The 12,807-nt window shown below is 66.9% G+C and carries 11 protein-coding genes, 1 tRNA gene and 2 pseudogenes; 8 read left to right on the forward strand and 6 right to left on the reverse strand.

All coding sequences use genetic code 11. From position 1 onward, the window contains the following. Positions 1–32: 32 nt before the first annotated feature. On the reverse strand, positions 33–1,583 hold the full coding sequence (locus QFZ83_RS29235; RefSeq protein ID WP_307511878.1) for a 3,4-dehydroadipyl-CoA semialdehyde dehydrogenase: 1,551 nt from the start codon (positions 1,581–1,583) through the stop codon (positions 33–35). Further along, on the reverse strand, positions 1,580–2,074 hold the full coding sequence (locus tag QFZ83_RS29240; protein WP_307511880.1) for a DUF4863 family protein: 495 nt from the start codon (positions 2,072–2,074) through the stop codon (positions 1,580–1,582). Before QFZ83_RS29240 ends, QFZ83_RS29235 begins: the two co-directional genes overlap by 4 nt. A 164-nt stretch (positions 2,075–2,238) precedes the next feature. On the opposite strand from QFZ83_RS29240, the gene QFZ83_RS29245 reads away from it, so the two are divergent. The 5 genes from QFZ83_RS29245 to QFZ83_RS29265 all read left to right on the forward strand — a co-directional run bounded on the left by QFZ83_RS29245 (position 2,239) and on the right by QFZ83_RS29265 (position 8,243). Further along, positions 2,239–3,177 (forward strand): helix-turn-helix transcriptional regulator, encoded by a 939-nt coding sequence (locus QFZ83_RS29245; RefSeq protein WP_307511882.1) that lies wholly within the window; start codon positions 2,239–2,241, stop codon positions 3,175–3,177. A 139-nt stretch (positions 3,178–3,316) separates the two neighbouring features. Further along, entirely contained in the window at positions 3,317–4,993 is a 1,677-nt protein-coding gene (gene boxC, locus QFZ83_RS29250; RefSeq protein ID WP_307511883.1) for a 2,3-epoxybenzoyl-CoA dihydrolase, read from the forward strand. Positions 4,994–5,024: 31 nt separating this feature from the next. Further along, the gene (gene boxB / locus QFZ83_RS29255; RefSeq protein WP_306882878.1) at positions 5,025–6,452 is read left to right on the forward strand and encodes a benzoyl-CoA 2,3-epoxidase subunit BoxB; all 1,428 of its coding nucleotides are present in this window, start codon (positions 5,025–5,027) and stop codon (positions 6,450–6,452) included. A 50-nt stretch (positions 6,453–6,502) separates the two neighbouring features. After that, on the forward strand, positions 6,503–7,792 hold the full coding sequence (gene boxA, locus QFZ83_RS29260; RefSeq protein ID WP_306882879.1) for a benzoyl-CoA 2,3-epoxidase subunit BoxA: 1,290 nt from the start codon (positions 6,503–6,505) through the stop codon (positions 7,790–7,792). A 10-nt stretch (positions 7,793–7,802) separates the two neighbouring features. Continuing rightward, positions 7,803–8,243, forward strand: a complete 441-nt coding sequence (locus QFZ83_RS29265) for a MaoC family dehydratase (RefSeq protein WP_306882880.1) — start codon at positions 7,803–7,805, stop codon at positions 8,241–8,243. 58 nt (positions 8,244–8,301) lie between these two features. Here the strand turns inward: QFZ83_RS29265 and QFZ83_RS29270 are convergent, their stop codons facing one another. Continuing rightward, the gene (locus QFZ83_RS29270; protein ID WP_306882881.1) at positions 8,302–8,802 is read right to left on the reverse strand and encodes an adhesin; all 501 of its coding nucleotides are present in this window, start codon (positions 8,800–8,802) and stop codon (positions 8,302–8,304) included. Between the two features lie 266 nt (positions 8,803–9,068). Between QFZ83_RS29270 and QFZ83_RS29275 the strand changes: the two are divergent. Further along, positions 9,069–9,455: pseudogene (locus QFZ83_RS29275) on the forward strand (Rrf2 family transcriptional regulator); the annotation flags it as partial. On the opposite strand, the pseudogene QFZ83_RS32810 reads toward QFZ83_RS29275, so the two are convergent. Continuing rightward, positions 9,453–9,521, reverse strand: a pseudogene (locus QFZ83_RS32810) (hypothetical protein); the annotation flags it as partial. The pseudogenes QFZ83_RS29275 and QFZ83_RS32810 overlap by 3 nt on opposite strands. Between QFZ83_RS32810 and QFZ83_RS29280 the strand changes: the two are divergent. Then, complete coding sequence (locus tag QFZ83_RS29280) at positions 9,520–10,428, forward strand: NAD(P)/FAD-dependent oxidoreductase (RefSeq protein WP_306882883.1); 909 nt, start codon at positions 9,520–9,522, stop codon at positions 10,426–10,428. The pseudogene QFZ83_RS32810 and the gene QFZ83_RS29280 overlap by 2 nt on opposite strands. A gap of 65 nt (positions 10,429–10,493) precedes the next feature. After that, a tRNA-Gly gene (locus QFZ83_RS29285) sits at positions 10,494–10,569 on the forward strand. A gap of 53 nt (positions 10,570–10,622) precedes the next feature. Here QFZ83_RS29285 and fahA read toward each other — a convergent pair. Both fahA and QFZ83_RS29295 read right to left on the reverse strand, forming a co-directional pair. After that, positions 10,623–11,945, reverse strand: a complete 1,323-nt coding sequence (gene fahA / locus QFZ83_RS29290; RefSeq protein WP_306882884.1) for a fumarylacetoacetase — start codon at positions 11,943–11,945, stop codon at positions 10,623–10,625. 19 nt (positions 11,946–11,964) lie between these two features. Beyond that, positions 11,965–12,771, reverse strand: a complete 807-nt coding sequence (locus QFZ83_RS29295) for a cyclase family protein (protein WP_013538585.1) — start codon at positions 12,769–12,771, stop codon at positions 11,965–11,967. Between the last annotated feature and the right edge of the window lie 36 nt (positions 12,772–12,807).

Raw genomic sequence — 12,807 nt, forward strand, 5'->3', positions numbered from 1 at the left:
TGTTGTCTCCTTGGGGCCTCTCTCTGTTTGTTCTAGAGGCCGAGGGCGGCGAGCACGCCGGGGCTCGCCTGCACCGCGCTCTTGCGGTGATAGAAATCGAGCGCGCGCAAGCCGCCCAGTTCGGCGCCGCCGCCTGCGCGGCCGGGGCCGCCGTGCATCGACATGGGCATCACGTTGCCGTGGCCCGTGTGGGCTTGTGCGACCTCGGCCGTGATTACGTGGACGCGGCCGTGGCTCGGTGCGACGGCGACTGCGGCCTGTGCGAGCGCGGCGTCGTCGCTGCCATACAAGGATGTGACGAGCGAGCCCTGGCCACGGTGCGCCAATGCGATGCCGTGCGCGAGATCGCGGTACGGCAGCAGCGTGGCGACGGGGCCGAACACCTCGACGTCATGCACGCGCTGCGCCGCATCGGCATCGCGTGCGCCCAGCAGCACCGGGCCGATGCAGGCGGCGATGGCGGGGTCGGCATCGATCAGCGGCTTGCTGCGGCTGTCGTGCAGCACGGTGGTCTGGGCGGCGAGCGCATCGAGTCCATCGCGCACCGCATTCAGTTGCGCACGGCTCACCAGCGAACCCATGCGCACGCTCTCGTTGCGCGGATTGCCGACGGTGACGCCCGCGAGCTTCGCGCCAATGGCTTCGGCTGCCGCGTCGTACACCTCGGCGGGCACGAGGATGCGGCGGATGGCGGTGCACTTCTGGCCCGATTTCACCGTCATCTCGCGCACCACTTCGCGCACGAGCAGGTTGAAGGCCTCGCTGCCGGGCGCGGCGCCGGGCAGCAGCAGGGCGCTGTTGAGGCTGTCGGCCTCGATGTTCGCGCGCACCGAGCGCGCGGCCACGGCGGGGTGCGAGCGGATCACCGCCGCGGTCTCGGCCGAGCCGGTGAACGAGACCACGTCGAAGGGCTGGAGCTGATCCATCAGCCCGGCCGAGCTGCCGCAGATGACCGAGAGCGCGCCCGCGGGCAGCACGCCCGCATCGACCACGTCGCGCACCATGCGCTGCGTGAGCCAGGCGGTGGCCGTCGCGGGCTTCACGATCACGGGCACGCCTGAGAGCAGTGCCGGCGCGGCCTTTTCCCACAAGCCCCACGACGGGAAGTTGAAGGCGTTGATGAACAGCGCCACGCCATGCGTCGGCACCTGCAGGTGCTGCGACTGGAACACCGGCTCCTTGCCGAGCTTGACCGCATCGCCGTCGCGCAGCGCACGCACGTCGCCGAGCGCATCGCCCCACTTGGTGTACTGGCCGAGCGTGAAGATGGCGCCGTCGATGTCGACGGCCGAGTCGTTCTTCACCGTGCCGGAGTTCGCGGTGGCGATCTCGTAATAGGCATCGCGGTTGGCCTGCAGCACCTTGACGATCGCGCCGAGCAGGCCGGCGCGCTGGCGGTAGGTGAGGGCGCGCAATGCGTTGCCGCCCTGTTCGCGCGCAAACGAGAAAGCTTCGGGCAGGTCGAGCCCCGTCGCATCGACACGCGCGAGTTCGGTGCCCAGCACCGGATCGAACAGCGGCGTGCCGGCGCCCGAGCCGCTTTGCCAGCGGCCGGCGACGTAGTTGGAAAGGAGGTCGGTCATTGCGTGAACTTGATCTGCCCTTCGGGCAGGAGATAAAGGACGAGCGCGCGGCCTTGCGCGACGGTCGGGCGGTGCGCGGTGCCGGGCCCGTAGACGCACCAGCCCGCGGGCCGTCCATCGAAGGTGGCGGCGGCGCTGTCGGCCAGCGGCATGATCAGGTCGATCTCGCCGCTGGGATGCGTGTGGTGCGGGCCGGCGATGTCCTGCATGTCGACCACGTCGACCGAGAAGCGGTGCAGCGCGTCTTCGGCCTTGAAGACGCGGCCATATTTGATGCCGCCGCCTTCGCGCTCGCAGAGCCAGCCTTCGGCGACGCCGCCGATGCAGGCCTGGCGCAGTTGTTCGAAGCTGGCGCTGCCTGCGCCGTGGGTGGCGTTGAGCCATTGGTCGAGTTGGGCGTCGAGCGGCCGGCCGGCGATTTCGGCGGTCAGGCCGGCGATCAACTGGTGAAATGCTTCCTTGCCTGTGGCTGGGTGGCTGCTGTCGGACATCGTGGGGCCTCGAACTTGTGGAACTGCCTTGCAGGAATACCGCGTGTGCAGTATCTTGCTTGTGGCCGAACAATAAGCACCGAGACAATGAGTGTCAAGCAATATAGTGCATCTATGGTGTTTACCCTGAGCGCGCACAATCCCGGCCACGAACGAGGACTCGCATGAATGAGCATGTAGACGCGGTGCTGACTACCGCGCCAGAGGGCGGCAACTCCAGCGCCGCACCGGCCGGGGAGGCCAAGAATCCGCTGCTGGCCGCATTGGGCGACCGGGTGCGCAACCTGCGCGCGCAGCGCGGCCTCACGCGCAAGGCGGTGGCCGTTGCGGCCGACGTGTCGGAGCGGCACCTGGCAAACCTGGAATACGGCATCGGCAACGCATCGATCCTGGTGCTGCAGCAGGTGGCCGGCGCGCTGCATTGCTCGCTGGCCGAGCTGGTCGGCGACGTCACGACCAGCTCGCCCGAGTGGCTGCTGATCCGCGAGCTGCTCGAGAACCGCAGCGAAGCCGACCTGCGCCGCGTGCGCGTGGCGCTCGGTGAATTGCTGGGCACCGCTTCGGTCGATCCGGCGCGGCACCGCCGCATCGCCCTCGTGGGCCTGCGCGGCGCGGGCAAGTCCACGCTCGGGCAGATGCTGGCCGACGACCTCGACGTGCCCTTCGTGGAACTGAGCCGCGAGATCGAGAAGCTCGCGGGCTGCAGCGTGCGCGAGATCCACGACCTCTACGGCACCAACGCCTACCGCCGCTACGAGCGCCGTGCGCTCGAAGAGGCCGTGCAGATCTACGGCGAGGTCGTGATCGCGACGCCGGGCGGCATCGTTTCCGACCCCGCCACCTTCAACGAACTGCTCGCGCACTGCACCACCGTGTGGCTGCAGGCCGCGCCCGAGGAGCACATGGGCCGCGTCGCCGCGCAGGGCGACACCCGCCCGATGGCCGCAAGCAAGGAAGCGATGGAAGACCTGCGCCGCATCCTGAACGGCCGCGCCGCCTTCTATTCGAAGGCCGACCTTTCGGTGGACACGACTGGCAAGAGTCTGTCGCAAAGCTTCCACGCGCTGCGTGCGGTGACCCGCCAGTCGATGGGCCTGGTCTAAGGCCGGGCTGAACTGAAAAAAAGCACAACAGGCATTGACTTGCCTGTTTGCATGCAGCATGATGCATGTCATCGGCGCAAGAAAGTGCATTATCTTTCCTGTTCCCGGTTTCCGAACACAGCCCCACAGGAGACTCCGCATGACCGACACCACCACGCTGCAGGCGCCCCCGCGCGTCGACTACCGCACTGAACCTGGCCAGTACCGTCACTGGTCCCTCAGCTTCGACGGCGCCATCGCCCGCCTCGTGCTCGACATCGCGGAAGACGGCGGCATCCGCCCCGGCTACAAGCTCAAGCTCAACAGCTACGACCTGGGCGTGGACATCGAACTGAACGACGCGCTCAACCGCGTGCGCTTCGAGCACCCCGAAGTGCGCAGCGTGATCGTGACGAGCGGCAAGGACCGCATCTTCTGTTCGGGCGCCAACATCTTCATGCTGGGCGTCTCGGGCCACGCCTGGAAGGTGAACTTCTGCAAGTTCACCAACGAGACCCGCAACGGCATCGAAGACTCGTCGAAGCACTCGGGCCTGAAGTTCCTCGCGGCCGTGAACGGCGCCTGCGCCGGCGGCGGCTACGAGCTGGCGCTGGCCTGCGACGAGATCCTGCTGGTGGACGACCGCTCCTCGGCCGTCTCGCTGCCCGAAGTACCGCTGCTCGGCGTGCTGCCCGGCACCGGCGGCCTCACCCGCGTGACCGACAAGCGCCATGTGCGCCATGACCTCGCCGACATCTTCTGCACCAGCGTCGAAGGCGTGCGCGGCCAGCGCGCCGTCGAGTGGCGACTGGTCGATGCCGTGGCCAAGCCCGCGCAGTTTGCCGCCGCCGTGCAAGACCGCGCCTCGCAGCTTGCCGCCGGCAGCGACCGCCCCGCGGGCGGCAAGGGCGTGGCGCTCACGCGCCTGGAACGCACCGACAGCGCCGACGGCATCAGCTACTCGCACGTCGACATCCAGATCGACCGCAGCAAGCGCACCGCGACGATTACCGTGAAGGCACCCACCGGCGCGCAGCCGGCCGACATCGCCGCCATCGAAGCCGCGGGCGCCGCGTGGTGGCCGCTCGCGATGTGCCGCGAACTCGACGACGCGATCCTGAACCTGCGCACCAACGAACTCGACGTGGGCACCTGGCTGCTAAAGACCGAAGGCGAAGCCGCCGCCGTGCTCGCATCGGACGCCGTGATGCTCGCCAACAAGGACCACTGGCTCGTGCGCGAAACCATCGGCGCACTGCGCCGCACGCTGGCGCGCCTCGATGTGTCGTCGCGCAGCCTGTTCGCGCTGGTCGAAGCGGGTTCGTGCTTCGCCGGCACGCTGGCCGAACTGGCCTTCGCGGCCGACCGCACCTACATGCTCGCGCTGCCCGACGATGCCGAGCGCGCCCCGAAGCTCGTGCTCGACGAATTCAACTTCGGATTCTTCCCGATGGTGAACGACCAGAGCCGTCTGCAGCGCCGCTTCTATGAAGAAGCCGCGCCACTCGACGCCGCGCGCGCAGCAGCCGGCAAGCCGCTGGACGCCGATGAGGCCCTGAAGCTCGGCCTGGTCACCGCCGCGCCCGACGACATCGACTGGGACGACGAGATCCGCATCGCCATCGAGGAGCGCGCCGCCATGTCGCCCGACGCGCTCACCGGCCTGGAAGCCAACCTGCGCTTCGCGAGCAAGGAGAACATGGCCACCCGCATCTTCGGCCGGCTCACCGCCTGGCAGAACTGGATCTTCAACCGCCCCAACGCCGTCGGCGAAAAGGGCGCGCTCAAGGTCTACGGCACCGGCGAAAAGGCCGGCTTCGACATGAACCGCGTTTGATACCGCAGTCCGTACAACCCAAGGAACAACGATGAGCACGATCAACTACAGCGAGAAGATCCCCAACAACGTCAACCTCGGCGAAGACCGCACGCTGCAGCGCGCGCTCGAAGGCTGGCAGCCGAACTTCATCAACTGGTGGGACGACGTGGGCCCCGAAGGCTCGACCAACCACGACGTGTACCTGCGCACCGCGGTGAGCGTCGATCCGCAGGGCTGGGCGCAGTTCGGCCACGTGAAGATGCGCGACTACCGCTGGGGCATCTTCCTGAACCCGGGCGATGCGAACCGCGAGGTCCACTTCGGCGACCACAAGGGCGAGAAGGCCTGGCAGGACGTGCCCGGCGAACACCGCGCCAACCTGCGCCGCATCATCGTGACGCAGGGCGACACCGAGCCCGCGTCGGTCGAGCAACAGCGCCACCTGGGCCTCACGGCGCCGTCGATGTACGACCTGCGGAATCTCTTCCAGATCAACGTGGAAGAAGGCCGCCACCTGTGGGCCATGGTCTACCTGCTGCAGAAGCACTTCGGCCGCGATGGCCGCGAAGAAGCCGATGCATTGCTGCAGCGCACCTCGGGCGACGAGAACAACCCGCGCATCCTGGGTGCCTTCAACGAACGCACGCCCGACTGGCTCGCGTTCTTCATGTTCACCTACTTCACCGACCGCGACGGCAAGTTCCAGCTCTCGGCGCTGGCCGAGAGCGCGTTCGATCCGCTCGCGCGCACCACGAAGTTCATGCTGACCGAAGAGGCGCACCACATGTTCGTGGGCGAAAGCGGTGTGTCGCGCGTCATCGCGCGCACCGCACAGGTGATGAACGAACTCAAGACCGACGACGCGCAGAAGATCCGCGCCGCGGGCTGCATCGACCTGGGCACGATCCAGCGCTACCTGAACTTCCACTACAGCGTGACCATCGACCTGTTCGGCGCCGACCAGTCGAGCAACGCCGCCATCTTCTACAGCTCGGGCCTGAAGGGCCGCTACGAAGAAGGCAAGCGCACCGACGACCACATCCTCAAGGGCCAGACCTACAAGGTGCTCGAGGTGAAGGACGGCCAGCTCGTCGAGAAGGACGTGCCGATGCTCAACGCGCTCAACGAAGTGCTGCGCGACGACTTCATCAAGGACTCGGTGGCCGGCGTGGGCCGCTGGAACAAGGTGCTCGAGAAGGCCGGCATCCCGACCCGCCTGGTCGTGCCGCACAAGGCCTTCAACCGCCAGATCGGCGCGCTCGCCGGCATCAAGATGTCGCCCGAGGGCCGCGTGGTGAACGAGGTCGAATGGGCCGCCAAGCGCGATGAGTGGCTGCCCAGTTCCGAAGACTTCGCTTTCGTGGCATCGTTGATGGGCCGCGTGGTGGAGCCGGGCAAGTTCGCAGGCTGGATTTCGCCGCCGGTGATGGGCATCAATCGCCAGCCCGTCGATTTCGAGTACGTGCGCTTCGGCTGAGCGCCTGGATATGAATCCCTCGCCCCCACGGCGAGGGGATGGAGAACAACATGGACATGGCCGTTGAAGCCGGAGTCATCAAGCAGCACCTGATCGACCCCGAGATCTGCATCCGCTGCAACACCTGCGAGGCCACCTGCCCCGTCAACGCGATCACGCACGACGACAACAACTACGTCGTGCGGGCCGACGTGTGCAATGGCTGCATGGCCTGCATCTCGCCGTGCCCGACGGGCTCCATCGACAACTGGCGCACGATGCCGCTGGTGCGCGCGTACACCATCGAGGAACAGCTCACCTGGGAAGAACTGCCCGCGGAACTGACGCCCGAAGAACTCGAAGCCGCCGGTGTTTCCGCCGATGCGGGCGATGAAGGCGGTGCCGGCGCCGCGCCTTCGCCGACCCAAGCGCAAGCCCCGGTCGAGCCCATCGAAGCGGTCTTCAACTCCGCACAGTACGGCGCCACGGTGCCGCCGTGGTCGGCCGCGCATGCGTATACCAACCTGTTCCCGCCGAAGACGCCGACGACCGCCACCGTGGTGGGCAACTTCAATTGCACCGAAGCTGGCTTCGAGAGCGAGACGCACCACATCGTCCTTGACTTCGGCGTGGTGCCGTTCCCCGTGCTCGAAGGCCAGTCGATCGGCATCGTGCCGCCGGGCGTGGATGCCATCGGCAAGCGCCACCATGCGCGCCAGTATTCGGTGGCGAGCCCGCGCAACGGCGAGCGGCCCGGCTACAACAACGTCTCGCTCACCGTCAAGCGCGTGACCGAAGACCACCAGGGCGACCCGGTGCTCGGCGTGTGCTCCAACTACGTGTGCGACCTGAAGGTGGGCGACACGGTGCAGGTGGTGGGGCCCTTCGGCGCCTCGTTCCTGATGCCGAACCATCCCAAGTCGCACATCGTGATGATCTGCACCGGCACCGGCAGCGCACCGATGCGCGCGATGACCGAATGGCGCCGGCGCCTGCGCAAGAGCGGCAAGTTCGAAGGCGGCAAGCTCATGCTGTTCTTCGGCGCGCGCACGCAGCAGGAGCTGCCGTACTTCGGCCCGCTGCAGTCGCTGCCCAAGGACTTCATCGACATCAACCTCGCGTTCTCGCGCACGCCCGGAAACCCCAAGCGCTATGTGCAGGACCTGATGCGCGAGCGCGCCGCGGACCTGGCCGCGCTGCTGAAAGACGGCAGCAGCCACTTCTACGTGTGCGGCTTGAAGAGCATGGAAGAGGGCGTGGTGCTCGCGCTGCGCGATGTGGCGACGGAAGCGGGGCTCGACTGGGACACGGTCGGTGCATCGTTGAAGCGCGAAGGCCGCCTGCACCTGGAAACCTACTGAGCCGCGGCGGATGAAGTTCGCCGACTTTCATGCGGGCCAGGTCATCGAGGCCGGGCCGTACGTGCTCACCGAAGCCGAGCTGGTCCGGTTCGCGAAGGACTACGACCCGCAATGGTTCCACACCGATGCAGAAGCCGCCGCGGACAGCGCGTTCGGTGGACTGATCGCCAGCGGCTGGCACACCTGTGCGATCGCCATGCGCCTCGTGGTCGAAGCGGCGCTGAAGGGTTCGGAGTCTTTTGCGTCACCGGGGCTCGAGCATGTGCGCTGGCCCCACCCCGTGCGGCCCGGCGATGCCTTGCGGCTCGTGGCCGACGTGATCGAGGTGCGCCGCTCCGAGAAGCGGCCGACGCTCGGCATCCTGCGGTGGCGCTGGCGGCTGTTCAACCAGCGTGAACTGATGGTGCTCGACGTGGAAGTCACGAGTCTCTTTCGGCTCGAAGCGATCTGAAAAAAAGCCCGCAACGCGAGCGCTGCGGGCTTGTGCGGACAGCGTGATGCGCGTCTGCTTACTTCGTGAGGTCGACCGCGCCGGAGCCCTTGGCCTTGCCGCTGGCCTTCGCCCCCACGCCGGTCCCCGATGGCTTCACCGCGCCGCCCGCCGAGCCGACCGCACCGGTCGCACTGTTCAGTGTGCCGCCCACGGTGTTCGTGAGGCCGCCTGTCGCACTGGTCGCACCGCCCACGGCACCGGTGGCGCCGCCTACCGTGCTGGTCGCGTTGCCCACGGCGCCAGTCGTGCTGCCGACCACGCCACCGACCGTGCCACCCAGCCCGCTTGCCGCGTTGCCGGCACCGCCATTGGCTGATGTGCCCGCACCCGCCGCAGCGCCGGTACTTGCGCCTGCACTGCCTTGCGCTGGTGCAGCTTTGACCGCGCCCGATGTATTCACATCGGCGTTCACGCCCACGCCGACCCCCACGCCTTGTGCCTGGGCGAAGCCGCTCATGGCAAGAAGGCCTGCGAGCAAGGCGCCGACGAAGATGGATTTGTTTTGTTGTTGCTTCATGGTGACTGTTCCTTTCGTTTGAATGGTCACTGACTGACAAGAACCGGCTCGGGGCCAGTTCGGTCGCTACCGTGACCACGTCGCACCCTGTCGCCGTGTGCGGGGTGTTCGCTCTCGCTTGTGGGACGTGTCCGTCGGCGTGAATGGCGCCTTGCGCGTTGCTGCGCGCGGTCGCTCAAGCGAGCGCAGGGCGCAAACCTTTCGTTCGTCAGGGTCAAATAGACCTTTCGCCGGCACCAATGATTTCACGCAACCAATAATGTTGCATGAAACGAGACAGCAAGCTTTCAGCCGTTCTCCACGTGCTGCTGCACATGGCCGAGATGGAGGGGCCCATCACCTCCGAGTCGCTTGCGGCGGCGATGCACACCAACCCGGTCGTCGTGCGGCGGATCATGGCGGGCCTGCGCCAGGCCGGCTTCGTGAGCTCGGCCAAGGGCCACGGCGGCGGCTGGGTGCTGTCGTGCTCGCTAGCGCGCGTGACGCTCGGCGACATCCACAACGCCGTCGGCGCGCCCGCGCTGCTGGCAATGGGCAACCGCACCGAGAGCCCCGGCTGCATCGTCGAGCAGGCCGTGAATGCGGCGCTCGACGACGCCTTCGATGCGGCGGAGGCCTTGCTGCTCAAGCGCTTCAACAGCATCACGCTGGCCGATCTCTCCAAGGACTTTCATCGCCGCATGGCGGGCGGCGGTTTCACCCAGAAGGACATTGAACATGCGCTATGACGCTCTCGTCGTGGGCGGCAGCTTTGCCGGCCTTTCTGCTGCCATGCAGCTTGCGCGCGCACGCAAGAAGGTGTGCGTGGTCGATGCGGGCGCGCCGCGCAACCGCTTCGCCGCCGCGGCGCACGGCTTCTTCGGACAGGACGGCGTGCCGCCGCTGAAGATGATTGCCGACGCGCGGGCCAAGCTCCTGGCCTATCCGAACGTCACCTTCATCGAAGGCCGCGTGGCGAGTGCGCAGGCTGATGGTGCGGGCGGCTTTGTCGCATCGCTCGATGACGGCGACCGGCAGCTCTCGGCCGGCAAGCTCCTGCTGGCCTTCGGTGTGCAGGACGGCTTTCCGGACGGCATCGCCGGCGTGCGCGAACGCTGGGGTACCAGCGTGCTGCACTGTCCCTATTGCCACGGTTATGAATTCAGCGGCCGCAGGCTCGGTGTGCTGATCGAGGCGCCGCACCCGCCGGATCACGCGATGCTGATCGCCGAGTGGGGGCCGGCGACGCTGTTCCTGAACGGCAACAACACGGTGGACGAGGAGGCGCGCGCGAAGCTGCAGGCGCGCGGCGTGACGATCGAACCTGGCCGCATCGTCGCGCTGGAAGGGCCGGCAAGGGACCTGACCGGTGTGCGCCTCGAAGACGGACGCATCGTGCCGGTCGACGCGCTGTTCATGGTCCCGCGCACGCGTCCTTCCAGCCCCATTGCGGAACAGCTGGGATGCGCATTCGACGACGGCCCGGCCGGCCCGGTGATCCGCACCGACCCGATGAAGATGACCACCGTGCCCGGTGTGTATGCCGCGGGCGATGTGGCAATGCCGATGCACAACGCCACGCTGTCCTCGGCCGACGGCGTGATGGCCGGCACGTCGATGCACCGCGCGATGGTGTTTGGCGCTTGACCCCACTTTTTTCTCGGGCTCGGGAAAAACGGGCTCGGAGCCCCCTATAATTCGACGCTCGAAATGCGGGAATAGCTCAGTTGGTAGAGCGCAACCTTGCCAAGGTTGAGGTCGAGAGTTCGAGACTCTTTTCCCGCTCCACATTTCATGCAAAAGGCCACCTCTTCGGTGGCCTTTTCTTTTGGGGCGCGCATTCAGCCCTTGGCCGGCAACACCGTTCCGCGGCTCTCGCCGAATCCGATGCGCGCATGACCCGGCTTCTCGCAACAGCCGCGCAGCAGCACCGCATCGCCGTCTTCCAGGAACCCGCGCTGCTCGCCGTTCGCCAGCGCCACAGGGCTTTGCCCCGCCCGCGTCAACTCGATGATCGCGCCGGCCTCGCCTTCGCCAGGCCCCGAGATCGTGCCGCTGCCGAACAGGTCGCCCGGGTTCAGCTGGCAACCGCCCATCGTGTGGTGCGCCACCATCTGCGCCACGCTCCAGTACTGGTGTTTGAAGCTCGTGCGCGACAGGCGTGAGGGGCCGCTCTTGCCTTCGCGTGCCTTCTCGCTTTCGAGCCACACCTCCAGGCGGATGTCGATCGCGCCGCTCTCCCGGTTCGATTTGCTCTCCAGATAGTCGAGCGGCTGGGGCTCGCTGCTCGGCCGTGTCCAGGCCTGGCGATAGGGCGCGAGCGCTTCCATCGTCACGATCCACGGCGAGATGGTGGTCGCGAAGTTCTTCGCAAGAAAGGGCCCGAGCGGCGCCATCTCCCAGAACTGGATGTCGCGCGCGGACCAGTCGTTGAGCAAACAGATGCCGAAGATATGTTCCTCCGCGCGTTCGAGCGGAATCGGCTCGCCGGCTGCGTTGCCTTCGCCGATCCACACGCCGAGTTCGAGCTCGTAGTCGAGCCGCGCGCACGCGTGGTACGTCGGCGCCTTCGCGCCCGGTGCCAAGGTCTGCCCCATCGGCCGGTGAAAGCGCTGCCCGCTCACGCCGATGGTCGAGACGCGCCCGTGGTAGGCCGTCGGAATCCAGCGGAAGTTCGGCGTCACGTCGCCTTCGGGATTGAACAGGCGTGTGATGTTCAACGCATGGTCGATCGATGTGTAGAAGTCGGTGTAGTCACCAATGCGTGCGGGCACGGTGTATTCGACTTCGGACTGCGGCACGAGGCACTTGCGCAAGTCGTCCACGGTCGCTGCCGGCGCATCGCTTCGCAGCAGCGAGAAGACCAGATGGCGCAGCGCTTGCCACGCAGCAGGGCCGAGAGCGAAGAAATCGTTCAGCGCGGGCAGGGCGGCCACGCGAGCTGCATCGAGCGCGAGCCCGTCGGCATGCGAGCCGGCAGCCAGCGCCGCCAGGTCGAGCACCTGGTCGCCGATGGCCACGCCGCCGCGAAACGGCTCGGGGCTGCCGATGCGGCGGAACACGGCATACGGCAGGTTCTGGATCGGGAAGTCGCTGCCCGCGACATTGGCGGTGTCCACCCAACTGCGGGCGTCGACGTCGTGCGTGTGGTTGAGTTCGATCATCGGAGGAGTTTTCTTTCGTTCAAACCGACGCCATCAGCGCGTCGTCGAAGATCGCCACCGCACGCGTCCAGCCCGCCGACGCGCCGCGGATCTTGTGCGGAAAGCAGCTGATGAAGAAGCCCGTGGGCGGCAGCACTTCCAGGTTGTGCAGCTTCTCGATGTGGCAGTAGCCGATATCGCGGCCGGCCTTGTGGCCCTCCCAGATCAATGAGGCGTCCTGCGTCTCGCCGTATTTCTTCGCGGTGTGCACGAACGGCGCGTCCCAGCTCCACGCGTCGGTACCGGTGAGGCGCACGCCGCGCTCCAGCAAGTACATCGTCGCTTCGTAGCCCATGCCTGCGCCGGCCGATACGTAGTCGTTGCTGCCGTAGCGCTTGCCCGCACGCGTGTTGACCACCACGATCTCCAGCGGGCTCAGCGTGTGGCCTATGCGTTTCAGTTCGGCCTCCACGTCGGCGGCCGTGACCACGTAGCCATCGGCGAAGTGGCGAAAGTCGAGCTTCACGCCGGGCTGGAAGCACCATTCGAGCGGCACGTCGTGGATGGCGATGGCGGGCTTCTTTTCGCCGAGCGCCTTGTCCATGGTCGAGTGGAAGTGATAGGGCGCATCCAGGTGCGTGCCGTTGTGCGTGGAGAGCTGCACCAGTTCCACGGCCCAGCCTTCGCCGTCGGGCAGGTCCTCTTTCTTCAGGCCGGGGAAGAAGGGCTCGATTTGCTCGTAGGTCTGCTCGTGCGTGAAGTACTGGATCTTCGGCGCGAAGGCGGGCGGATCGGAGAGCACATCGTTCTCGAGAAAGATCGAGAGGTCGACGAATTTGCGTGGCATGGCGGGGCTCCTTATGGGGGATGTTGGTGTTGGCTT

The organism is Variovorax sp. W1I1, from assembly GCF_030815625.1.
Lineage (GTDB): Bacteria > Pseudomonadota > Gammaproteobacteria > Burkholderiales > Burkholderiaceae_C > Variovorax > Variovorax paradoxus_C.

Bases quoted from the DNA above. Each gene is read 5' to 3' on its own strand.
- QFZ83_RS29235 (WP_307511878.1), bottom strand. From the start codon at position 1,583: ATGACCGACCTCCTTTCCAACTACGTCGCCGGCCGCTGGCAAAGCGGC.
- QFZ83_RS29240 (WP_307511880.1), bottom strand. From the start codon at position 2,074: ATGTCCGACAGCAGCCACCCAGCCACAGGCAAGGAAGCATTTCACCAG.
- QFZ83_RS29245 (WP_307511882.1), top strand. From the start codon at position 2,239: ATGAATGAGCATGTAGACGCGGTGCTGACTACCGCGCCAGAGGGCGGC.
- boxC (WP_307511883.1), top strand. From the start codon at position 3,317: ATGACCGACACCACCACGCTGCAGGCGCCCCCGCGCGTCGACTACCGC.
- boxB (WP_306882878.1), top strand. From the start codon at position 5,025: ATGAGCACGATCAACTACAGCGAGAAGATCCCCAACAACGTCAACCTC.
- boxA (WP_306882879.1), top strand. From the start codon at position 6,503: ATGGACATGGCCGTTGAAGCCGGAGTCATCAAGCAGCACCTGATCGAC.
- QFZ83_RS29265 (WP_306882880.1), top strand. From the start codon at position 7,803: ATGAAGTTCGCCGACTTTCATGCGGGCCAGGTCATCGAGGCCGGGCCG.
- QFZ83_RS29270 (WP_306882881.1), bottom strand. From the start codon at position 8,802: ATGAAGCAACAACAAAACAAATCCATCTTCGTCGGCGCCTTGCTCGCA.
- QFZ83_RS29280 (WP_306882883.1), top strand. From the start codon at position 9,520: ATGCGCTATGACGCTCTCGTCGTGGGCGGCAGCTTTGCCGGCCTTTCT.
- fahA (WP_306882884.1), bottom strand. From the start codon at position 11,945: ATGATCGAACTCAACCACACGCACGACGTCGACGCCCGCAGTTGGGTG.
- QFZ83_RS29295 (WP_013538585.1), bottom strand. From the start codon at position 12,771: ATGCCACGCAAATTCGTCGACCTCTCGATCTTTCTCGAGAACGATGTG.